The sequence below is a fragment of the Herpetosiphon geysericola genome, from assembly GCF_001306135.1.
GTDB classification, from domain to species: domain Bacteria; phylum Chloroflexota; class Chloroflexia; order Chloroflexales; family Herpetosiphonaceae; genus Herpetosiphon; species Herpetosiphon geysericola.
In genome coordinates this window covers 1-19,897 of the sequence record NZ_LGKP01000014.1, presented here as the reverse complement: position 1 = coordinate 19,897, position 19,897 = coordinate 1, and the positions used below count along the sequence as shown (strand labels likewise).

The following is a 19,897-nucleotide window of genomic DNA, read 5'->3' as shown; positions in this document are numbered from 1 at the left end:
CGATGCAATAATCGATTAGTTGATTTGAACGGTACCCCAGCCCATTTTGTCGTCGTCGCTGGATTGGGTATCATCTTCTAGGGTCATAAACTCACATTCCAGCTCGGCGCGAGTGGCCTTACCACGAGCAGGAGCCGGATTGCCCGATTGCACGCAGCGGGGGATGTAGTTTTGACCTGGGTACAACCCGTAGGGGCTATCGGCTGACCCACGCAACAGGAGCGCATATTCGGTTGGGGTTGCGCCCCGCTTGAACCCCAACCGCTTGACGTTGGCGGAACCACTGGTGCCGGTGGCAATCCGGCCAACGTTGTTGATGATGCGGGCATATTTTTCATAGGTCATATCGACCACAGTGAATGTGACCATCAGATCCTCTTCGGGCCGTGTGACCTTGACAGGTGCCTGGTGATCGTTGTCGCGAAACACCTCCAGATCACCGGAGTGTTCAATCGTTTGGTCGCCCGTGGTTGGACCAAGCTTGTACCACGTTGATGGCACAGCGGCATCAATTGCAGGCTCGGCGGTGCCATAGGGAGCGACATACACGTCCACTGGCCCAACAAGTTGGGCGTAGGGAGTCATTGCAGTTCCAGCCATTATTGGTACTCCTCAAGAGCATATTCATGGATACGGTAGCGGGCGTAGCCAACCACCATATCAATCGATAGATCAGGGTCAACGGTTGTAAACGGCGATGCGTCCATGACGAGGGAATAGATCAGCGCCGTGCCGTTGCTGGTATTAGCCGTCGTGCGGCCTTCTAGGTCGCGTATGAGTTCAATCAGGCTGTTATAGATCTTCCGCGCCGCTGCGGGGGTTGCGCCATAACAACGTAGCTCCACGCGGCCCACATGATCGCCAATATCAATATCCGGCGTTGTCCCCGGATCGTCCTTGGCGACGATGCAGGATTGATCGGCCTTCCATGCATTCACACTGCCAGCTTGGGCAAACTTATGCTTGCCAGCAACGCGATCTCCAACGATTGCCTGCACGTTGGTGTTATCGCTGATTAATTTCAGAATGGCAGCAATTGGGTCAATCATTGGCATCGTTATTTCCTCATGTGGCGTTCAATAATCTCAAGCACGCTCGGAATGGTCTTGTGTAAGCCTTTGGTCAAATACTCATACTTGCGATGAATCACCCGCGCGTAGGCGCTCACATCGCCTTTGGTTGTGCCAATCCCGCCAATGATGCGCCGTCCACGCGTGACGGCGGGAATGGCGGTAATCGACCGTCGCAGCGCTCCAGTGCGCACGCCGTGGCCCGGGTAGAGTTCGGCCTTGGCGTGGCGCTCGGCGGTGCGGTCAATTTCATTCAGTGCTGCCGTGGCTCGGTTGGTCACTTGGCGTAACGTTTGCTCGCCGCGCCAATCGAGCTTTAACTGCTTGCGCATCAGCAGCTCCTTCTGGTTTTGGTTCCGGCGTTGGCTCAGGATCAGGTTCTGGACTTGGCTCAGGATCAGGTTCTGGACTTGGCGCTGGTTCAGGATCGGGCACTGGCTCTGGCGTTGGTTCGGGTTCTGGTTCCGGCTCAGGCGCTGGCTCAGCAGGTGGCGCGTCACTAATCAGGGCAGCAACCTGATCTGCTGCGATATAGACTCGCCCGCGAATACTGAGCGCGTTACCGCTTCCCAGTAGCCGATCAATGGTTTGTTGCTCAACTTCGATCATGAAAATACTCCACAGTGCAGGTGATATGGCGTTGGCTCGCCGCTCGGCGCGGTTTGATTTGGTCAATCCGGTAGCCGCCAGTGGTAGCAACGCCATCAATCACAAGATTCACAATTCGGTCGCCATGTTGAATATCCGTCCCTGCTCGCACCATCAGTGCGTAGGTCGTGATCACGGCGCGTTCCGCGTCATCGGTTCGTTGCACACGCTCCTCTTTGATGACGAGGCGACAGGCTACATCAGTGAGATGCGTTTTCCACGTCAGGATGTCGGTGTTGTAATCATCCTGTGTGGTTTCTGCCCGTTGCACCTCGCAGCGATGATTGAAGTGTGCATCAATTGCCATCATTAGACCCGCACGGCGTACAGCGTTGCCGCTGCGCTAAAGGTGACTTGGATTGTGCCATCGGCTTGGTTGTACACGGTGGTCGGAAACGGGCCAATGACATGCTGTTTGGTTGCCCCAACGCTTGCGGTTAAGTCGGTGACGGCTAAACCATCAACTGAGTTAGGGGTTTGCACGGTCACGGTGCAACCTGGGGTTGAGGTGACCAGCAGCACCACACGACCATTATTGGGAATGAAATAGGTGTCGCTGGAGCTAACGGCGGTGCCACCATCGGTAGCATTTAAGCCGTTTGAATTCCGGCGGGCATCGTTGGGTTGGACGGTAACGTTTGCCATTATTAGGCCTCCGTGAAAACTAACGTTCGATAGATGCGGGTGCGCTCGTACTCCCAATCGGGAGCCTCGTAGCTATATTCATGGGCCACTGATTCCTTTTTCATGGCCGTGCGCTCAATCGCGCCTCGGACGAGCTCAATCGTGGCCGCTTTGCGTTTCGGGCGATCATCGGCGGGCACATAGACCACACGTACCCGCGCACCCCAGCGGACGTATAGCCGTTCGATGCGCCCGCCATCCTCCCAGACTTCATACAAATCGCTGGCAACGGTGGCGTAGGCTCCGGTGTCACGTTCCTCCACACTGGTGACGCTTGCGATGCGATGCGGCAAATACACATTGGTCGCACTACCGCGCACAATCTTGGTGATGCTCGCAATGCCATCATTCGGCGCGCCAATGCGGCTCGTCATGATCGCTTCTTCACGGTCAATCACGGCCTGAAGGTCGGCATTGTCCATGCCCGTTGTGACAACCGCGCGAAGCTCGGCCAGTGTTAAGAGACTTGCCATCGGTCTTACTCCGTTGCTTTCTTCTTGCCTTTTGGTTCCGATGTCTGGTTGTCAGGCGCTTGGCCTTGTTGCGGATCGGGCGGGGGTTGACCTGCCGGATCATCGGGCTTTTGTTCAAGCTTGCTTTGCAGCTCAAGCATGGCCTGCTCGGCGGCTTCAAGCGCAGACACATTGATAAATGAATCTGGCGAATCGCTTAACAAGTGTTGACCAACCTTCTCGTCAACCTCAAAGACATCGCCTTCGGCATACGCAACCTTCAGTGGCTTATTGGCATAGGCGCTAATACATTGCAGTTTCAACGTGAAACCTCCTTTTATGCGCGGTGCGCCTAAGCTGGTAACAGCTTGCCAATCAGCACAGCATCGAGGTCGGCGGTTGTTGGTGCATAGGCGCCGTTGGTGGTGACCGATACTCCAACCAGCACGCCCGCATTGATTGGCGCAGCATCGACCCGCTTAACCCCAACTGCTTGCTGCACGGTGTCACTCAACACAGCGGTTGGGCCATTGGCAATCACGGTGCCCGCTGCGGAGACTGCGAACGTGGCGGTGCCTGCGGTCAGGTCGGCATTGCTTGCGCCGCTCAAACAGATAGGATGGAATTGATAGCCTGCGGGAACCTTGAATCCCGTATTGCCTTGCGGGAAGGCAAGCGCGGTGGTTGCGCCTGCACCCGGGTTCGCCAGACTAAAGATCAAGGTCACGTCGGTGCCATCGTTGCGATCTAATTCATTGGCCATAACTACCTCAAAAAACTAGGCATAGCCCCACTCACGCAGGGCTATGGATTTTTTAGACCAATACGTTGCGGCAGCCAGCGGTGTGTTTGTTGGTTGAGCGCGTGCCATGTGCTGCGACGGCTTGGCGGAAGCTGCTCACCATGATGTAGGTGCGGCTACGAATATCGCGATCTACTTCGATCAAGAGGTCGCGCATAAAGCCAACCGCCCACATGCTGCGATTCATCACGCTGAAGCCGCCCAACGTGTTATTTGCGGTGGTCGCTGATTGCTTACCATCGGCTTCAGCTTTGCCATAGGATTCACTGAGCACGATTGGAACACCACGATAGGAGGCTAGTTGACCACTCAGAATGACTGCGCTCGGCCCAAATTTATCGATAGTGGTTACGGTGTCGAGCTTCAGGAAGCCACTCAAATAGGTACTCACATCGGTGACTAAGCCCAGCTTGCTTGGATCGGTGGCATATTTGTCCATCAACGCTAAGGTTGAAGTCACATCGCCATCCACCAATGCATCACCACCAGCATTGAATGTTTGGGTCGCGTTATCGACCAAGTGTTGGTGGCGAATGCCATCTTGGCCTTCGCTGATGTAATAGTTGTCGGTATCAGGCGTGGCATCGTCACTATTGATGTTGCCGCTGCTCGCCACGGTGCTATCGGCATTCAAGGCAAACGCATCCATGGCTTCGCCGCCGGATAGTGCGAGGTTGGTGCGCATTGCGGGCATCAACGCCACAACCGCTTCTTCGTCCAGCGTGTATGACCATTCCTGATCGGCAACCATTTCGGTCGCGGTCAGTGTGACCTTTTGCGTACTGGAGTCATTGGTGGTAGTGCGGGTGCGCTCCTTGCCTTTGCGCCACGTTGGACGGCCAAGACCTAATGGCAGTTCGAAGGGATTGCTGGTCATATTGACAGGCTGCATAAGGCCAATCACGCGGCTTGCCAGATACATGTCATCCCACAACTGGGTCGCCATGTCGGTTGGTACAATTTCTGCGCCTGTGCCTGTACCTTCGGCGGTCATGGCGCGGACGGCTAAATCAAGGTCGCCTGAGGGAGCATTGACCAGTTTTGGCATCAGCGCATGGGCGCTCTTGATCAGGTTGTGCGCCATCCAGAGGTCAACAGGTTTAACCTTGGTTGCGCCATAGCGGCTACTGCCGTCGCGCTCAAAGTTTTTGAGCATGCCATAATAGCGATTGCCTTTTGCGACAACTTCGCCGTTTGGTCCGACGAGTGCGCCAGCAACACGCCGATCAGGCGTTTCCTCCAGTTTTTGTTGGGCTTGCAGATCGGTGAATGCTTTGAACTGCGCTGCAAACTCGGCTTTGAGTCTATCGGTATCGATCAACCCACCCTCGCGGATCGCGTTTGCAATTTGGGCCATTTCGCCCACAAGTGATTCAAATTCGGCTTGTGTTGCCATGGATATACCTCAATAAAAAAGTGTTGATTATTTAGCGATTGAACATGGTCTTGAACGAGGCGATCACCTCACGAATGTTGGTTTTATCGATGTCGATCACCTCCTCTGATTTGGTTGTTACGGTTTCATCAGCCTCGGCCTTGGTTTCATCACTGCCACAGGCTGCGCCTAATGCGCACGCGGTATCGTGCATTTGCTGCACGAGATCCATATCCTTGGTGCTGTGCCGTGCTCCGGCCTTGCCAATAATCTGAAGCATCGAGCGTTCAATGGTCGTCATCGTGGCGCTGATTTCGGGCCACTCGCGATCCACTTCGACCCATTCGTCTTTTGGTTGAACCTTAACCAACCCAGCTTCAATGGTGTACTCAACACGGTAGAAAGCCAGGCCAATACAGGCAATCGCGTGATCCTCGTAGACTGCTGCCACATGGCGACGCACACCGTCATAGTGGTGATAGCCATCATCGTCACGATCCCACAACACGCGATAAATCGCGGTGCTGACTTCCTCAACCAAGCGATCGAGGCTGATACTTTTCTGAATCAAGCCCCCGCTATCGATCGCGGGGATGGATGGATGCATGGGTGCTTTCGCCATAGATTCAAATCCTCCATAGAAGCGGCGAACAACCTCGGCAGATGGTTGCACGCCTAATTGGCGTAATGCGTCAGGGTTCATCGGAATGGGCACGAGTGACCACTCCACAAATTCCCACGATGGAAAAATGAAGCCACCGCTGGAATTCGCTTTATAGGTCAGTGGCCGCATACCGATGCTGGCACAACGCACCCAACCGCCCGTCCATTGCAGCAGGATGATCGTTTGCGGATCGAAATCATTCGCTGCTGGGCGCATCTCGAAATCAATGTCGATATACTCTTTCGAGTGTTCAATATGGATTGAGCGGCCAACGGTTGACCACGGGTCGGCATAGTTATGCATCCATTGCACAACCGGATTGAGCCGATAGTTATCGAGCACGGCACCACTCGGTGGAATGATGTCGTTTTCACGGTCGAGCCGGGCGGTATTAACCCGAATCCTGCCGCCTGGCGTTTCGCCTGCTTCCGCCTTGCGAATCACCTCAAAGGTGAATGTTTTGTGAATGACTGGCGCATCGGGGCCAGCTTTGATAATGCGAGCCATGACCTATCCTTTCGGTTCTACTGGCGCAAAAGCGCGGGTGCAGTTGGGATGTTCAAGGAGCTTCTTCTGTGCGTCCTTGAGTGACCATTTTTGGCCGTTTGCGATGCGACAGGCCGAATCAGGATCGTCTTGGCCGTTGTCGAAAACTTCCACCTCCTTAATGCCCGCGTCCTTATAGCGAGCCAATGTGCAGATGTTTTGGGCCGTCCCCAGCTCCGTGCGGGCAATCGTGCGTGCGCGGTTTTTATAGGTTTCCTGAATCAAGGCCTTGATGCCTGGCTGGTTCTCATCGCCTTTGATTAATTGACTGATCGTCCAGCCTTGTTCGGTTGCATATTTCAGCAACGCTTGCAAGGCCGTCTTGGTCGTTTCGTCAATCATGCGCACTTGCTCGCCTGCTTGGTCGAGCGCTGCGACGACTGCCGCGTTATCGGCATCAAATTCGACCGTGACCCCTAAGGCCTTATTCCATGTCTCCCAGCTGGCTTCACAAATTTGTAGATAGAAGCTGCCAACAATGTCACCAAGCTTGGTCACATCGTCGTCCGTGATCAGCACATCAAGGTCAGGCACCGCCTTTTTGGTAATGGCCTTGTGCCACACGCGGGCGAATTTATTAGCTCGCGCACGGGCCACCACGTTGTTGGCCAACTCTTCGAAATAGCCTTCAATCGCCGTTTCCATATCAGCAGCAACGCGCTTGCGGATTTTCTGGAGGGCGCGGCCTGTGCGGGCTGCACTGGGCTTCTTGGCTTTCACCAGTGTTTCGACCGCTTTGGTTTGCGGCGTTGGCAGCGGAGCGCTCATTTCATCAGCTGGAATCAGGTTTGATGGCAGGTAGCCCACGTCGCCGCCTGGAATTGCGCCAATACCTAATGACAACGATTGATCAACGGTATTGAACGGAACGCCCATATTGAAAAACTTGGTTGCCCGTTCAAGGAGTGCATCATCATCTTGCTGAAGCGCGCTGACATCGCTCACATCGGTTTCGATCCGTTCGCCCTTATTCAGCAGCGGCATGGTGTAGGTGAAATGCTTGGTATAGACCGAATCACGCCGCCCGATGTAAGGCTTGAGTGTGACCCGCCACAACAAGCGCTCGGCCATTTTCAGGTTGTCATAGGTATCTTTGCCATAGCCCATGATCTCGTCTGGAATGCCAAACAAGCCGCCAATTTCATCGCGCGCAAAGCGCCGTTGTTCAACCCACTCCATGTCTTTTGGTGCCCATGAATAAGGCACGACGGTAGTTTCATCGTCGAGCATCAACGGACGACCCGTGCCATGCTTATCCATGATTTGCTGCTCAAGCCGCTCTTTTTCACCATCAGTCAAGAACTTCTTGGTCGTCACGGCAAACTCTGGCTTAGCTCCGGTGGTCACAATGCTTTCATTCCAGCGTTGGCCCGCAACATCGAGCTTCACGCCTGTGCGCAGCGCACCGATCACCGTGATGCCACGCCATACGTTGCGCGGGTTATAAAAGCGATCAAACACCATATGACTGGCAGGGACGCGGATTGGGTCAGCGTCTTGGCCATAAAACACGAATTCGGCAATGCGCGGGTAGTTGAGCCGTGCATAGTCCGGCAGAATCCACAACCGATCGGGTCGTCGATTCCACATCTCAACAACGCTGGTTTTGGCCTTATTCGTAACCAATTCGACCGGATTTTCTCCGCCAAGAATCAGGTGGATAAAGTATTGTTGCCAGTGTTGGCTTGGCGTGGTTGTATCGTTGATATAGCCAAATAAGTCATTGAGCGGGTGCGATTTCAGCGGCTTGCCATTGCTATCGACGACGCGCACAGGCAGCGGAGCCAGCGACTCAACAATCACGTTGACGGCTTTGCGCACCCAGACATAGCTGTTGTAGATGCCCGCAAACTCCATGTAGTTGTCGATTTCATAGAGCGAATCGCCCGTTCGCGCACTACTAAAGACATGCTCAATACCGTGCAGGTGTGGCAGGTACTTGCTGGCTTTTCGGATTGCAGCGACGCGCTGCTTGATTGCCTCAACAAATTTCATAGTCGGCCACTCCGATAGCCCTCAATCCCCGCCGCGATCACCCAAACGAACACCGACACCACTACCCCAACCAACCATCCCAGCACAAAGGGAATGACCAAAAGCACGATGGGCAGCGATTCGCGCAGCCATTGGCCAAGCAGATGCACCCACACCACCACGGCTGCGATGGATTCAATGAAAAAGAGCTTGATTGGTGTGGTGATGCGCTTCATACATGCCTCCACTTGGGAAATTCCCAAGTGCTCAAGTAATAACTACAACCGTGACGTGAAGTGCTCGAATGTTTTCGTTACATCCGCCTCGATTAGCGGCTCTGGTTCTGCTGGCGTATCGAACGATCCAGAGAACAAACTCAAGCTTGGGTCGTCCTTGCGCTTGAGTAGACTCTCCATAAGCGCCCACGTAAACGACTTAACTTCTTCAATCCCTTGCAGCTCTTGCTGGAGCATGCGACGGTTTCGCTTTTCACGACTTTTGCGTCCCATTTAGACAATCCCCCGCCGAATACGCCCAATGATGTAGCGTTCAGCGTCCATGAAGTGGAAAGTCGATTTGTCCTCAATCTCCTCGGTCGGCTCGCCTTCCTTATCCAGCGCTCGGCTATAGCTGCCTTTTTCGGCGAGATAGCCCTCGCAATCGTCAAACACAAAGATTTCATTGCGCGCGTGCGCGCCAAAGACCCGATTGATGCCAATTTCAACTTCTTTGATATCGGGTTCGTTGACAGGCAAGCCAGCCATCCGAAACTCGCGCCGCCATTGGCCTTCCGACTTCGAGCCGCCCACACAGATCGGAATCATTGGTTCGCCTTTGCGCAGGTCGCGTGCATGCTCCGCTGCCGTCTTTTCGCCTGCCTTGTATTCACGATACAGGTACAGCTTGTTACTGGTTGGCTCCTCAGCGAAGAACAGTCCGGCGGTATTCACCCCCCCAAAGTCAAGCCCTAGGTAGCGCTGCCAATCGTCTGGAATCGTGAAGCGCGGAACCTTATGAATCTCCGGCTTGAATGCCCCATAAATCAACCCAGCAGGCCGCTCAAACAAGCCTTGATAAAACATCCTGAACTTCCACAAAGGAAGCTCGGCCTTGGCTCGTTTATACTCCTCGCGCGGAAACACCGGATTCATAATTGAGGCGAAATTCACCACCTCAATTGTTTTGTCACCTTTCAACCACTTGTCGTGTAAAACCTTGAGCCAACCCAAGTCATAGGGAGTGGTTGTGATCAGCGCTCGGCCTTGATTGAGCGAGAGCCGCCGCTGGAGCGCTTCCCAGCTGGCGAGCTTGAATTTCTTTTGCCCTGCTTCGTCGCACCACACGGCTTTGGCGGTTGCTGATTCGAGTGATTCAGGATCAGCGGCATAGCCAAAAAACACCGTGGTTGTATCCGCATTGAGGCCAAACATGCGCTTGGCTCCGGCCTTACTGAATTCAAACCGCCGAACAGGCGAACCGTAGTAGCGCCCCAGCTTCAGTGTTTGCTCAAACAATCGCCGGAATTCCGGCAATGCTTTAACCTCTAACAGCGGATAGGTGGGTGTGACCACCATATAGTCGCCAGGCCCGCGCAGTTTGATCTCGCGATACAGCCATTGCGGACCGAACGATGTTTTGCCTGATTGCGTCCCTGCGATTACGGCTATGAATCGGCGTTCTGATTCCCAAGCCTGCGTCTGTCCATAGTGCAGATCAAGCTCAAGCCGACCATTAGTCGTCGTCCAGAGCTGGGGGACGCTCATGGCTCTTCTTTACAACGATTTCAGAAATTTCAATTGGGCCGCCATCCTCGCCAGTGACTTCTGCGCGATCCACCCACATCGCGTGGTATTTGCCCAGCGTGGTCAACGCATCCTGTGCGTTATACAACTCTATCGATTCACCTTTTGGCCCCGTTGAATACTTCTTAATCAGGTGCATCTTGCCTAGGTTTTGGGCTTTGACGAGACTGAGGTAGACGGCTGGACGCATAGCCTTTTCCTCGGTTTCCTCAACAATTGTTTCGGTTCCGCCGTCGTCTCCCCTACCTGTACTGACCACAATCCGGCGTTTTTCAATCGTTCGCTCTTCCATGCCGATAAAAAAGAAATCCTGCATGGTGCTACGAGCCTGCTGTGCGAGCCGCCCCAAGATTTCAGCCTTGGGCATGATGCTATCGAGACGGCGGTTGATCTCGGCTTGGATCTCAGGTTTTCTCAGGTTTTCGGAACCTGTTGAATACGCCGACTTTGCTGCATATCCCGCACGAATGGCCGCCTGGGTGGCGTTGAAATCGACCAAATATTCATCAACAAAGCGCCGTTGTTTCGCTGTCAATGGTTTTTCTGCTTTGTTGTCGCTCATTGGTCACCGCCTAGGCATGGATGCATGGATGCATGGTTTTGGGTTTGACTTGGGAATTTCCCAAGTGGATTATTTTTTGCGCGCATTCCGGCGACGCTGGGCACGGTCTGGCTTGCCCCATCGCCACGCGGGTGGCCGATCAACTAAATGGCCCGTACCAACCATTAAGTTGTTGACATCGGTGTGCATGCGAGCGAGTGCCACACCGACAACAATTAACAGAATCACGATCAGGGCAAGACCAACACAGGCTTCCACAGAAAGACCAAACAATGATTCCAACTAAACCTCCTAAGCAACGACTGATTGATGAAGAAAGTCACGACTATCGGTCATTTCGTACCAAACTGCTTCACACAAGGATGAATGAATGAAGCCAAGACCATCGGCGCGCCAGTACCAAATATTGTTTCCATTAATGGATTGACCAATAACTACCTTGCCATCGAACTCGTGGCCCGCTTGGAACGTTGCGGCAATTGGAAAATTAAGCCCTGGGCCTTGGCGACAATTCGCATCGTTGTACTTAATGCGATAGCGCTTGATAACTGGCTCTTTACGCCAAGTGTCAAGCATTGGCATAAGCACAGGGCCGGGGCATTCGCTCTGCCCCCACTCCTTATGCCCTTTCGTATTACTCTTTGCCTGAAACCCACGATCCTCGGCCAATGCGTTAAACAGTTTGATATTTGAATCCCACTGTTTGTCCGTTGGGCGTTGCTTACCGCCAATCGGGTTATGAACCGCAATAGTTGTGTTGTTGCCAGTGCCATTGCCACAATGCCAAAGGATTTCGCTCTGATTGCGCAGCCAGTAAATGGTGCCCGTTGCGCCTACGGCATAGTGATACATAATGCCGTGACCGTAGATTGGAACCCCGTTGGCATAGCCCCAGATTTTCCCAACGTGATACTTGGCAATTGCCTGAAGATGCCGGATTTCTGCATCAACCGATTCTTCGGTGTCGACTTCAGGGCCGTTGTAATGAAAGGCGCTGCCGCTGATAAGTTTCAAGAGCCGCGTGACAAGGAATTGCGACGGGCGACGCAGTAGCAGATGCCGAATATCAACAACTGGTAAATCAAGGATGCCCATTGGTTACACTCCGTCGGTTGCGCCAGGAACGACCGTAAGGACTGGACGCTCACGCACTTGTTTAGCTGCTTCAGCTTCAATCAATGGCACAAGCGTTTTTGGATCGAGGCTCAGGCCAAATCGATTGGCATAGTCAATTGCTTCTTTGACCGCAACCGCTTTGGCTGTTTCCCATGCGTGTTCAGGGGTAAAGCCTTGCGCAGCGGCAGCCCGTTCACCAACCTTCACAGCGGCATACAGCACGGCTTGCTGATGCTCGGTTAATTTCGAGTTGATGAAAGCCGTACCAAGTTTGATCAGGGCTGGGCCTGAGCTGGCGATAATGCCAAAAATCACTGAAAGCAGTAATGGCACGAGGATGTTAGCGATTTCGTTGATGGTTGCGAGCATGGGGTTTACCCTCCTGTGTTGGTAATGGTTGATTCGGTTGCGTTGCGTTCCGCCGATCCCGACTGGGTTGTGATTGACGGTTCTGGGCGTAAATAGCCGCAATATCCAGCTTTATATCGTCGAGGTCTTGACGCGAGGCGCGCATTTCAATTTGCATAGCCTGCATCGTCATAATGACCTGTACATTGGCCTCGGTATTTTTCTTATAGGCATCCAGCAGCTCGCCATCGTAGACTTGCGACAACAACGCAATTTCCTCTTTCCTTAAGCGAGCCTCACGGTCTTGATCGTTCTTCTTCTGCTGTTCCTTCTCGTCAGCACGCGCTGGATTGAAATACGAAACAAACCAATCCCATACTTTGCCGACCGCTGGAGCTGCTGATTTACTCAGAAAAAACAAAATCACAACGAGAATCCCAATGAGGCCGTTGCCATTGATTAGCTTGATTGCTTGCTCGGCCTCGGTCATAAAAAATCCTGAAAATAACAAAAACCCGCACAGTTGAACCATTCCAGCAGAAGCTGGAATGAATCGACCGTGCGGGTATCGCATCGCTCGTGTGCCTAGTTGCCTAGGTCACTATGGCTAGTCAAAGAATTAGCGACTAGTCACGCAGGCAACAGTATCGTTGCTTGCTACTTTTGTTGGCGTGAGAGTGATTTTTGCCAGCGTTGGCTGGTCTTGGGCATAATCCACTTCAATCACCGCCGAAAAACCGGAATGGTCTTGCATTAAGGTTTCACCACGCTTCTTGCATCGTTTTAGAAATGCGTTCGTGGTTTCACCGATGCGTCGCTTGACCTGGGTCACACGAGCGACCTCTTCCCATGCGCCAGATTGGAAAACTAGAATTGCTGTTCCATAAAAGGCCATGGGACACCTCGTTGGGTAGGGCGCTGTATGACTGTACATAAATGCTAAAACGAATGATTTTTGTTGTCAAGCACGAATGCGCTAAAAAGGGGCAAAAAACCCTACACTGACCAGCAAACGCATGCCTACGACTTGGAATAGTGGATCACAAAGAATTGCACGCGGCAAAATAAATTGCTGGCGATATTAACTTTCCTGATTTTGCATAGTTGTATCGGGTCGTGGATTCTACTCTGGGTGTGGGTAAAAGTGGGATATTGAGGGTTATTTAATTTCATTCAGATTTCGTTTTAATTGCAGGATTGATTATTGATTGATTTCAGGGGAGGCGGATCAGTCAGGGTGGTGACTGATCCGCAAGTAAATTCAATCGTATCTCTCTTATTATGGCCGTGCAACTCGTAGAATGATAATGCCCAGTCCGCGTACATCAGTTTCATTAAATGAGCTAGGGTCAGGGTGGAATTCATGGCCTTCACAACCAACGACTTCGCGTCTCAGAGGAGATAGTGGCCTAGTGCCAATATTTGGATCTTGATATTTATTGTACTCCTTGGCAAAATCCGAGGACGTGATGTTGGGGAATGTGATCATTTCTTTCATAACTACAATCTCCAATCATTTTTATACTTCCCGACGAAGACCCTTTTTCGATTTCTTCACTTTATCCACTACCTTCAAAACAATGATGCCTTCATGAACATCAGGGAGATACTGGAACCCTGAACATCCAACGATAATATCTTCGTCCTCCTCATCAAAATGAATATCATCCTCAACAGCCGCATTAGCATATTGATTATAAATATCCATAAATTCGTGTACATCTTTCAACTCTTTCATATGAACCATTTTCTCGCGCATTTTTTGAGCCATGGAAACCTCCTAATGAGATAATCATTGATCCATCGTACACCATAACTAGGCTAATTTCTGTCACATTTTTCTACTTCATAAACTAAATTCTGCACTTCAAAAAACAGTCGCGTCAGCGACACCACGCGGCAGCGTTGGGCGGGAACGGTTAGGCAGAGTGCGCGATAGATCGAATGCTGGCGGTTTTGGATCAGTTGCTTAAGTAGATCACTCGTGGTCAAAAGTAGATCAAGCACGTCGCCGCGCCACCGTGGGAAAATGGCAGAGGAGCTACCGCACCGCAATGCCCAAGGCTTCAGCCGCAGCCGGTGATCAAGGACTGGAATAGCGTTTATTGCAGCGTTCGTAGAACCGCCGCAGGCGCTCACATTGTGAGGCGAAATAGCCCAGACTTGGACACCGGATTTTCCCACGGTGGCGCGGCGCAGCCGCGTGCCCGCCCCGCAAGGGCGGAACGCCAGCGGTTTGTTAGGCGCAAGCGCGAGCGCAGCGGGCCTTTAGGCCGTTCCCTAACAAGCTGTTGGCGTTGTGTCAATAGCCCATTTCGAGGGCTATTGGGTGTTCACTATCCCCTGTCACCACTCCCTTGCAAGTCTATTACAGGGGTTTGTGATCAGGCGGAGTCAATACCCAAACCACGGCCCATCTGTGTTCATTTCAAGTGTTCACGTCAACCCTGCGCATCTAGTGAACACCTTTGTGAACAGTTGCAATGATCAGGTATATCAAAAACAGGATCGAAGAAAGCGAAAAAGTAAAGATGGTGTACACCTCCTAGGGTATTCACTTCCGGTGTACAGTTTAGTGAATACCCCAAGTGTACAGGCCATGGGGCTGATTTCTATCTAATATCAGCCCTTAACCCAGCGGCCCAAAGAAATCCCGTTCCCACATAAAGGCCACCGCGGCATGCTCCGCCGCCTGATCGTCCTCGGGTCGATCGCCGATATACATCGTGTCTGCTGGTGTATGACCAAGCTCCTGCATAAGTTCTTTCAACATCAACCCGCTCGGCTTCCGACGCGCGCACCCTTCGGGATCACGATACTGTTCGATACTCGCCGTCGGATGATGAAAGCAGACTTTCACAGGCGTATCCCGCGAAAGCTTCAGCGCGCGTAAGGCCTCAATCAACTTGGCCTTGAAATCACCCTCAGAATTGTAGCCAAATGCAATGCCCCCTTGGTTCGTTGCAATCGCAACGGTGTGGCCAACGGCACGCAGCTCAGCTAGTTTTTCAATCCGTCCCGGCAATGGTTGCACGTGCGCATAATCGCCGCCGTCCATGTAGCCTTGAATGAGGGTGCCATCGAGGTCAAAGATATAGAGCATGGTTCTCTCCTGTGATCGTAGAATCGTCGATAGTCTACGCCATAATTTCATGCGTATGCGTGCCGATTGATTAATGGTTGGTGTCAAATGGCCCAAAATTACACGAATCGTTGCCGCCCGCCAAACCGTAGGTTTCTGCGCAAATGCGCCCGCTGCGGCCTATTGCCGTTTTTCGGCGTATGGGGACAGGCTAGCCATAACATCGTGGACACATAGCTTTCACTCGCTAGCGAGCTGGTCAATACCTTGGTTACACATACCGATCACTAAAGAAAAGCGGGGGAATCTGCGTTGCTGAGCGCAATAAAGGATGTAGGAACCTCACGAAGCGGCTTTTAGGCGATTCCAGTGGGCCGAACCAATCCGACCGCGTGAGAAGTCGTATAGGCAACCGTACAGGTAGTCGCACAGGTGAATTTTCACCTTGCTATCAGGTTGCTTGTCCATTCGGCGAAAAACGGCCCTAGCATTAATATTCTTAATGCCGTGGCGTTCGGTAGCACGAATGTTGGTCACAAGCAAGCCCATGATTGATTATTCGGACAATCAATCATGGGCCTTTGATTAATACTCGTTTGGAAGTACAACCGCCCCTAACTCAAGCGGCCCGAACATCGAGAAGGCCGCCATTTCTTTGACGCAGGCCAGCGCAGCCAAGCAATCTCCAGCTGCATCATGCGGCCCGTTCAAGCGCTGCCAGCGGTTTGCTTGGCGTGAATGACTCCAGTCGCCAACCCAATCGCTGTACACTTCCATTAAATCATTCCAACTTGCCATCTCCAGCCACGTGCGCGCATTGATATCGCGCACGTGCAAGCACCAAGCAAGCACTTGCTTATCGAAGGATAGATTGTAGACCAAGACTTCTCGGCCTCGAAGAATCTCCGCGAGCTGAGGCAGCACATCAAGGAGATCAGGGGCATCGGCCACACGCTCCATTGTGATGCCATGAACTTCAACCGCGCGCTCCGTTGGCTCTTGGCGTGGTTTAATGAGCTGGTTCATCAGCACCGCGCCTGCGCAGTCTACAATCCCGATCTGCATGATTTCGGCATTACCCAACCCAGTTGTTTCTAGGTCGAGAATCAGCCAGTTTTCAGCGATCATCTGCTGCGCCCAACGGCGGATTCGCAACACATCGATTCGTCGCGCTTCAGCATAGAAACAGAAATAACAGGCATTGCACACGCGCAATCGGCAACGCTTGCCGTCCTCGTCGATGCCGCCTAAACGCTGATCCTTTGGTATGCGGTATGTTTCTACCTCGCCGCAAACCTCACAGGTTTTCAGCGCGTCCTGCGCTTTGGCCAGCGCTGCGGCCTGCGCTTCCGTTGGCTTGCGTTTGGGCGTTGCCAAATTCTGATCATAGAGGTAATACGTCGTGTGTTTCTTTTTCCAATAAATAAAGGCCACTGGCTCCGCTGGCGGTTTCAAGCCAAGCTTGGCCAATTCGGTCTTGGTTAGGTAGTGGGCTGGTTTTGCCGGATCATCGAACCAGGTGAATTGCTGGAGCTGCGCGAGGTCAGTCATACATCCTCCAATACAACAGATGTTGTTTCGTTTGCTGTATCACGAAAAGGGGGCTAGTTCACCTCCTCAATAATAGCATTTTCGATTGAGAAATCGAAGGTTTTGAACCGCTCTTCTTTCTTGAGTTGATCAATTTTCGCTTCGGCTTGGGCCTGACTGAATGTCTCCGCGTGGCGCTTATCGCCTAAGCTATTGCCTGGGCAAATAAACTTAACTTGCTGATTCCGATTGTTGAAATTACGGAACACCGCCTTGATAATGACCATAGATCCCCCTATTAAGAGTGTCGGCCCACGAAATGACCCCTTCAGGCCACGCAGCGAGCCGCTTCATTGACCTTTATGATTTGTGCGCGTTCGTTGCGCGATATGTGCACGATTTGTACACGGTGTGTGCAGCAGCCTATTAAAGAGTGTCGTCCTACCAAATGGCCGCTTGATGCCACTCAGCGAGCGGGTTCCATGCCCCCAGTGAAGCGAGCATGGAACGAGCATCAAACGATGATGAAACGAGCACGGTGCGAGCGTGCCCACTTGGGAAATTCCCAAGTGCTCTGCCAATCATAAAAAATCTACGCATCCTCAATTGTGATTGCCACGGCCAAAAATGCGGCTTGGCTTTGAATGCTTGGCGATGTCAGCATGAGCTTGCCAGCGTTTTCAAAGCGACCTTTATCGACCTCAATTTCAATATAGTGCTTGCTTGTTTGCTCATACGTGGTCAGCGTCTCGTGTGCGATGCGCTGGGCTTCGGCTGCCATCGACTGAATCAATGCTGCAATAGCTTGCGTTTGAATCACCGACTGAAGATCATGTGATGGTGCTGGAGCTGCCAAAGGAGTTAGGGTTGGCCCGCTCGCTGGCGTGAGCGTGAGCAATGGTGGCGCAGCAGCTGGTGTCAAGCTTGGTACCAGTTGTGGTGCTGGCATTGGCTTGGGCGCTGCGGCCTGCACGGGTGCTAGTGCTGGCGTTGCCGGAATCGGGTGATTTTCGACGCGTGGTGCAGCTTGAAAATTGACAATGCTTGGAATAGCTTTTGGCGCTGGCGTAAGAGTTGGCTCTGGTTCGACGACGGCCAATTCTTGATCAGTGGGCATGGATGCATGGATGGTTGGCTCAGGCGTAAGCATCGATGCTGATGGTAATTCCGTTGGCCCATCGCCAATTTTCGCGGTGTTCATCAGGCGGCCATCAGCGGCTCGCCGGATGCCCGAATCCTCAATCTCCCCAACTGCGACCAATTCGGCGCGGCGGCTGCCAACTGTTTTGTTATTGCAGCCAACCTTGGCCGCAATAACCGAATCTGACCATTCGCGCCATTCATCATCACGCAGCAGCAAATCGATTGCGCGGCGCACGTCTTCGCGGGTGCGTTGCAGGCCGTGGTTCGAGTTGGCCCCAACGCTATACAGAATCGCATCGCGGCGCGTTCCTTGACGAATCTCGCAATCAATTGCGCTGTGGCCTGCCCGCTCGGCAGCGGCCAAGCGGTGAAAGCCATCAGCGAGCCAATACTCGCTGCCATCGTAATAGGTGATAATTGGTGGAAATACTACGCCGTCCTTCATGGCCTCAGCATAATTATCAACCGTGAACATGCTGAGGCTGGCGCGTGTTTGCGTGCCGCCATCGGTACGCACAAAGCGGGTGTCGATTTCTTCAACTTCTGGTTTTACGAAGGTCATGATTTATCGTCCTTTCTTGGTCAGAAATTCTGTTTCAACATCGAGCGAGCGCGCCAAGTTAGTTGCCGTGATCGTCTTGCTGCTCATTGCGAGCGATTCCAGATCAATACTGGTTTCATAGCGCGTAATGCCGCGCTTCGTCAGCAGCGTGTTCAAATATTCAGAGACGATCATGGCCATGGCCGAATTGATCATCATTGATTGAACATTCTCAACTAGGTCGATTGCGCAATTACGCTGATCGTCGGTTGGCTGGAGCTGTGGCACTGGTTTTATGAGGTCAGGGTAGAGCAAGCTGGGCGCTGGCAGCATCGAGCAAAACGGCCCCAGCACGCCTTGCATATCTGATTTATGGCGCGCCGATCCAATTACCACTTGACCACTGGTGTCAGCATTACCACTATCAATCCACAAGGTTTTGCCAATCAAGGATTGATGAATAATCGCGCGGGCCGCCGTGGTATCGACGCAGCCGATAACGATCGCTACACGGTCGTTTTTATAGCGGCAAAGATCGCTCAACATATCAACAGTCGCCATTTCTGGAATAGCTGCCATTGACAAGCCCAGCGCGCGATTGAACCGATGGGTTAGTGTTTGCGCCTTATTCCGGCCAATTTCGGCGTGACTGAATAACTGGCGGCCCACATTCTTCTCTTCAACATGGTCGCCATCGATAGCGATACAGCGAACCGATTGCCCCCAGCGGTGGTGGGCCAACAAGCGCGCAATGTTTTGTAGGACGTAGCCGCCTGTACCACCTGCGCCAACGACAATCAAATCGATCTCGCTATAGCCAAAGCCGAAGGTAATCGGCGGCTCAAAACTTGGCAGCTGCATAGCTCCCTCCCTCGGTAAATGGGCCAAGCCCATCAAACAACATCGTCAGTGGAATGCGCTGGCGGTGGCCGTACACGTTCAGCCGTGCCACTGCTTCAGGCTTTTCAAAGATATTTCCAACCACCATCGAGATTGATAATCCTTGGTCGTCGCGGTCGTCGGTGCCGCTGAAGTAGGCGCGCATCGTGTGATGCGAATGAATATCAAGGAGTACCGGCTCTTGGGGCATTGCATAGCGAACACTGCCTGCACTGGCGTGCTGCTCGGTTGGTGCGATCAATCGCACGCCGTTATTGCGCCAAATAACAAACCACTGTTTTTCAAGCGGGCGAAGCATGCCGCTTGGTAATGTGCATGCGTCGCAAGCTGAATTGAGCAAGGCATCGAGCCACGAGGCTGGCAATAAACCCCGGTGGTGGTTCCATTGAACGCTTGGTAAGAGTGCATTCAGGCCATAGATTGAGGTGTTGTACTGCTCAACGCAGATCGTGGCGCTGAGCGCTGCATTGGTCGCTCGCTTGAATAATCCATTCGCAGCAAAGAGCCAATCAATGCCTGGTGTCGGTGGCGGCAGCGGCTGATCAGCCGCTGCGATGTAGTGACGAACAAGGTTAGCGAGTGTTTGCATAGCCCTCACCCTCCAGCAGTTCGATCAGCCGAATGTTTGCAGGAAGTAAATCACCAAGAGGATAAGCAT

28 protein-coding genes are annotated in these 19,897 nt (G+C 52.7%); all 28 read right to left on the bottom strand.

Annotated elements, in window-relative coordinates; all coding sequences use genetic code 11:
• Positions 1-15: 15 nt before the first annotated feature.
• The 28 genes from SE18_RS08540 to SE18_RS08400 all read right to left on the bottom strand — a co-directional run bounded on the left by SE18_RS08540 (position 16) and on the right by SE18_RS08400 (position 19,828).
• Positions 16-600 carry a phage tail tube protein gene (locus SE18_RS08540; protein WP_054534025.1) on the bottom strand — a complete coding sequence of 195 codons (585 nt, stop codon included), beginning with the start codon at positions 598-600 and terminating at the stop codon, positions 16-18.
• Positions 600-1,055 carry a hypothetical protein gene (locus SE18_RS08535; RefSeq protein WP_054534024.1) on the bottom strand — a complete coding sequence of 152 codons (456 nt, stop codon included), beginning with the start codon at positions 1,053-1,055 and terminating at the stop codon, positions 600-602. The genes SE18_RS08540 and SE18_RS08535 overlap by 1 nt, the downstream gene beginning before the upstream one ends.
• 2 nt (positions 1,056-1,057) lie before the next feature.
• Positions 1,058-1,402, bottom strand: coding sequence for a hypothetical protein (locus SE18_RS08530; protein WP_152976586.1), 345 nt, complete (start codon positions 1,400-1,402; stop codon positions 1,058-1,060).
• Positions 1,320-1,679 carry a hypothetical protein gene (locus tag SE18_RS27800; protein ID WP_054534022.1) on the bottom strand — a complete coding sequence of 120 codons (360 nt, stop codon included), beginning with the start codon at positions 1,677-1,679 and terminating at the stop codon, positions 1,320-1,322. The genes SE18_RS08530 and SE18_RS27800 overlap by 83 nt, the downstream gene beginning before the upstream one ends.
• Positions 1,666-2,025, bottom strand: coding sequence for a phage head completion protein (locus tag SE18_RS08520; protein ID WP_160319483.1), 360 nt, complete (start codon positions 2,023-2,025; stop codon positions 1,666-1,668). Before SE18_RS08520 ends, SE18_RS27800 begins: the two co-directional genes overlap by 14 nt.
• A gap of 2 nt (positions 2,026-2,027) precedes the next feature.
• The gene (locus SE18_RS08515; RefSeq protein ID WP_054534020.1) at positions 2,028-2,363 is read right to left on the bottom strand and encodes a hypothetical protein; all 336 of its coding nucleotides are present in this window, start codon (positions 2,361-2,363) and stop codon (positions 2,028-2,030) included.
• A gap of 2 nt (positions 2,364-2,365) precedes the next feature.
• Positions 2,366-2,875, bottom strand: coding sequence for a hypothetical protein (locus tag SE18_RS08510; RefSeq protein WP_054534019.1), 510 nt, complete (start codon positions 2,873-2,875; stop codon positions 2,366-2,368).
• A 5-nt stretch (positions 2,876-2,880) separates the two neighbouring features.
• Positions 2,881-3,177 carry a hypothetical protein gene (locus SE18_RS08505; RefSeq protein WP_054534018.1) on the bottom strand — a complete coding sequence of 99 codons (297 nt, stop codon included), beginning with the start codon at positions 3,175-3,177 and terminating at the stop codon, positions 2,881-2,883.
• Between the two features lie 29 nt (positions 3,178-3,206).
• Positions 3,207-3,617, bottom strand: a complete 411-nt coding sequence (locus SE18_RS08500) for a hypothetical protein (RefSeq protein WP_054534017.1) — start codon at positions 3,615-3,617, stop codon at positions 3,207-3,209.
• A gap of 52 nt (positions 3,618-3,669) precedes the next feature.
• Positions 3,670-5,052, bottom strand: coding sequence for a phage major capsid protein (locus tag SE18_RS08495; RefSeq protein ID WP_054534016.1), 1,383 nt, complete (start codon positions 5,050-5,052; stop codon positions 3,670-3,672).
• 31 nt (positions 5,053-5,083) lie between these two features.
• Entirely contained in the window at positions 5,084-6,202 is a 1,119-nt protein-coding gene (locus SE18_RS08490; RefSeq protein ID WP_054534015.1) for a hypothetical protein, read from the bottom strand.
• Between the two features lie 3 nt (positions 6,203-6,205).
• Complete coding sequence (locus SE18_RS08485; RefSeq protein ID WP_054534014.1) at positions 6,206-8,236, bottom strand: phage portal protein; 2,031 nt, start codon at positions 8,234-8,236, stop codon at positions 6,206-6,208.
• Positions 8,233-8,451 carry a hypothetical protein gene (locus tag SE18_RS08480; protein ID WP_054534013.1) on the bottom strand — a complete coding sequence of 73 codons (219 nt, stop codon included), beginning with the start codon at positions 8,449-8,451 and terminating at the stop codon, positions 8,233-8,235. The genes SE18_RS08485 and SE18_RS08480 overlap by 4 nt, the downstream gene beginning before the upstream one ends.
• A 42-nt stretch (positions 8,452-8,493) precedes the next feature.
• Complete coding sequence (locus tag SE18_RS08475) at positions 8,494-8,724, bottom strand: hypothetical protein (protein WP_054534012.1); 231 nt, start codon at positions 8,722-8,724, stop codon at positions 8,494-8,496.
• Complete coding sequence (locus SE18_RS08470; RefSeq protein WP_054534011.1) at positions 8,725-9,978, bottom strand: terminase large subunit domain-containing protein; 1,254 nt, start codon at positions 9,976-9,978, stop codon at positions 8,725-8,727.
• Positions 9,947-10,579 carry a terminase small subunit gene (locus SE18_RS08465; protein ID WP_054534010.1) on the bottom strand — a complete coding sequence of 211 codons (633 nt, stop codon included), beginning with the start codon at positions 10,577-10,579 and terminating at the stop codon, positions 9,947-9,949. The genes SE18_RS08470 and SE18_RS08465 overlap by 32 nt, the downstream gene beginning before the upstream one ends.
• A 69-nt stretch (positions 10,580-10,648) precedes the next feature.
• Positions 10,649-10,861, bottom strand: a complete 213-nt coding sequence (locus tag SE18_RS08460) for a hypothetical protein (protein ID WP_054534009.1) — start codon at positions 10,859-10,861, stop codon at positions 10,649-10,651.
• Positions 10,862-10,870: 9 nt separating this feature from the next.
• Positions 10,871-11,674 carry a peptidoglycan recognition protein family protein gene (locus SE18_RS08455; protein WP_054534008.1) on the bottom strand — a complete coding sequence of 268 codons (804 nt, stop codon included), beginning with the start codon at positions 11,672-11,674 and terminating at the stop codon, positions 10,871-10,873.
• A gap of 3 nt (positions 11,675-11,677) precedes the next feature.
• Positions 11,678-12,064: a hypothetical protein gene (locus SE18_RS08450; protein ID WP_054534007.1), complete on the bottom strand. Its 387-nt coding sequence runs from the start codon at positions 12,062-12,064 to the stop codon at positions 11,678-11,680.
• Complete coding sequence (locus SE18_RS08445; RefSeq protein WP_054534006.1) at positions 12,036-12,533, bottom strand: hypothetical protein; 498 nt, start codon at positions 12,531-12,533, stop codon at positions 12,036-12,038. Before SE18_RS08445 ends, SE18_RS08450 begins: the two co-directional genes overlap by 29 nt.
• A gap of 129 nt (positions 12,534-12,662) precedes the next feature.
• Positions 12,663-12,938 carry a hypothetical protein gene (locus tag SE18_RS08440; RefSeq protein WP_054534005.1) on the bottom strand — a complete coding sequence of 92 codons (276 nt, stop codon included), beginning with the start codon at positions 12,936-12,938 and terminating at the stop codon, positions 12,663-12,665.
• Between the two features lie 624 nt (positions 12,939-13,562).
• Complete coding sequence (locus SE18_RS08430) at positions 13,563-13,814, bottom strand: hypothetical protein (protein WP_054534003.1); 252 nt, start codon at positions 13,812-13,814, stop codon at positions 13,563-13,565.
• 858 nt (positions 13,815-14,672) lie between these two features.
• On the bottom strand, positions 14,673-15,146 hold the full coding sequence (locus SE18_RS08425) for an HAD-IIIA family hydrolase (RefSeq protein WP_054534002.1): 474 nt from the start codon (positions 15,144-15,146) through the stop codon (positions 14,673-14,675).
• 564 nt (positions 15,147-15,710) lie between these two features.
• Positions 15,711-16,676 (bottom strand): 3'-5' exonuclease, encoded by a 966-nt coding sequence (locus SE18_RS08420; RefSeq protein WP_054534001.1) that lies wholly within the window; start codon positions 16,674-16,676, stop codon positions 15,711-15,713.
• 53 nt (positions 16,677-16,729) lie between these two features.
• The gene (locus SE18_RS08415) at positions 16,730-16,942 is read right to left on the bottom strand and encodes a hypothetical protein (protein WP_054534000.1); all 213 of its coding nucleotides are present in this window, start codon (positions 16,940-16,942) and stop codon (positions 16,730-16,732) included.
• Positions 16,943-17,247: 305 nt separating this feature from the next.
• Positions 17,248-18,360, bottom strand: a complete 1,113-nt coding sequence (locus SE18_RS08410) for a ParB N-terminal domain-containing protein (protein WP_054533999.1) — start codon at positions 18,358-18,360, stop codon at positions 17,248-17,250.
• Between the two features lie 3 nt (positions 18,361-18,363).
• Entirely contained in the window at positions 18,364-19,200 is an 837-nt protein-coding gene (locus tag SE18_RS08405) for a PRTRC system ThiF family protein (protein ID WP_054533998.1), read from the bottom strand.
• Positions 19,181-19,828, bottom strand: a complete 648-nt coding sequence (locus SE18_RS08400) for a Mov34/MPN/PAD-1 family protein (RefSeq protein WP_054533997.1) — start codon at positions 19,826-19,828, stop codon at positions 19,181-19,183. The genes SE18_RS08405 and SE18_RS08400 overlap by 20 nt, the downstream gene beginning before the upstream one ends.
• Between the last annotated feature and the right edge of the window lie 69 nt (positions 19,829-19,897).

What these genes read in the sequence shown, in the direction of transcription:
- SE18_RS08540 (WP_054534025.1), bottom strand. Translation starts at nt 600, where the DNA reads ATGGCTGGAACTGCAATGACTCCCTACGCCCAACTTGTTGGGCCAGTG.
- SE18_RS08535 (WP_054534024.1), bottom strand. Translation starts at nt 1,055, where the DNA reads ATGCCAATGATTGACCCAATTGCTGCCATTCTGAAATTAATCAGCGAT.
- SE18_RS08530 (WP_152976586.1), bottom strand. Translation starts at nt 1,402, where the DNA reads ATGCGCAAGCAGTTAAAGCTCGATTGGCGCGGCGAGCAAACGTTACGC.
- SE18_RS27800 (WP_054534022.1), bottom strand. Translation starts at nt 1,679, where the DNA reads ATGATCGAAGTTGAGCAACAAACCATTGATCGGCTACTGGGAAGCGGT.
- SE18_RS08520 (WP_160319483.1), bottom strand. Translation starts at nt 2,025, where the DNA reads ATGGCAATTGATGCACACTTCAATCATCGCTGCGAGGTGCAACGGGCA.
- SE18_RS08515 (WP_054534020.1), bottom strand. Translation starts at nt 2,363, where the DNA reads ATGGCAAACGTTACCGTCCAACCCAACGATGCCCGCCGGAATTCAAAC.
- SE18_RS08510 (WP_054534019.1), bottom strand. Translation starts at nt 2,875, where the DNA reads ATGGCAAGTCTCTTAACACTGGCCGAGCTTCGCGCGGTTGTCACAACG.
- SE18_RS08500 (WP_054534017.1), bottom strand. Translation starts at nt 3,617, where the DNA reads ATGGCCAATGAATTAGATCGCAACGATGGCACCGACGTGACCTTGATC.
- SE18_RS08495 (WP_054534016.1), bottom strand. Translation starts at nt 5,052, where the DNA reads ATGGCAACACAAGCCGAATTTGAATCACTTGTGGGCGAAATGGCCCAA.
- SE18_RS08490 (WP_054534015.1), bottom strand. Translation starts at nt 6,202, where the DNA reads ATGGCTCGCATTATCAAAGCTGGCCCCGATGCGCCAGTCATTCACAAA.
- SE18_RS08485 (WP_054534014.1), bottom strand. Translation starts at nt 8,236, where the DNA reads ATGAAATTTGTTGAGGCAATCAAGCAGCGCGTCGCTGCAATCCGAAAA.
- SE18_RS08480 (WP_054534013.1), bottom strand. Translation starts at nt 8,451, where the DNA reads ATGAAGCGCATCACCACACCAATCAAGCTCTTTTTCATTGAATCCATC.
- SE18_RS08475 (WP_054534012.1), bottom strand. Translation starts at nt 8,724, where the DNA reads ATGGGACGCAAAAGTCGTGAAAAGCGAAACCGTCGCATGCTCCAGCAA.
- SE18_RS08470 (WP_054534011.1), bottom strand. Translation starts at nt 9,978, where the DNA reads ATGAGCGTCCCCCAGCTCTGGACGACGACTAATGGTCGGCTTGAGCTT.
- SE18_RS08465 (WP_054534010.1), bottom strand. Translation starts at nt 10,579, where the DNA reads ATGAGCGACAACAAAGCAGAAAAACCATTGACAGCGAAACAACGGCGC.
- SE18_RS08455 (WP_054534008.1), bottom strand. Translation starts at nt 11,674, where the DNA reads ATGGGCATCCTTGATTTACCAGTTGTTGATATTCGGCATCTGCTACTG.
- SE18_RS08450 (WP_054534007.1), bottom strand. Translation starts at nt 12,064, where the DNA reads ATGCTCGCAACCATCAACGAAATCGCTAACATCCTCGTGCCATTACTG.
- SE18_RS08445 (WP_054534006.1), bottom strand. Translation starts at nt 12,533, where the DNA reads ATGACCGAGGCCGAGCAAGCAATCAAGCTAATCAATGGCAACGGCCTC.
- SE18_RS08440 (WP_054534005.1), bottom strand. Translation starts at nt 12,938, where the DNA reads ATGGCCTTTTATGGAACAGCAATTCTAGTTTTCCAATCTGGCGCATGG.
- SE18_RS08430 (WP_054534003.1), bottom strand. Translation starts at nt 13,814, where the DNA reads ATGGCTCAAAAAATGCGCGAGAAAATGGTTCATATGAAAGAGTTGAAA.
- SE18_RS08425 (WP_054534002.1), bottom strand. Translation starts at nt 15,146, where the DNA reads ATGCTCTATATCTTTGACCTCGATGGCACCCTCATTCAAGGCTACATG.
- SE18_RS08420 (WP_054534001.1), bottom strand. Translation starts at nt 16,676, where the DNA reads ATGACTGACCTCGCGCAGCTCCAGCAATTCACCTGGTTCGATGATCCG.
- SE18_RS08415 (WP_054534000.1), bottom strand. Translation starts at nt 16,942, where the DNA reads ATGGTCATTATCAAGGCGGTGTTCCGTAATTTCAACAATCGGAATCAG.
- SE18_RS08410 (WP_054533999.1), bottom strand. Translation starts at nt 18,360, where the DNA reads ATGACCTTCGTAAAACCAGAAGTTGAAGAAATCGACACCCGCTTTGTG.
- SE18_RS08405 (WP_054533998.1), bottom strand. Translation starts at nt 19,200, where the DNA reads ATGCAGCTGCCAAGTTTTGAGCCGCCGATTACCTTCGGCTTTGGCTAT.
- SE18_RS08400 (WP_054533997.1), bottom strand. Translation starts at nt 19,828, where the DNA reads ATGCAAACACTCGCTAACCTTGTTCGTCACTACATCGCAGCGGCTGAT.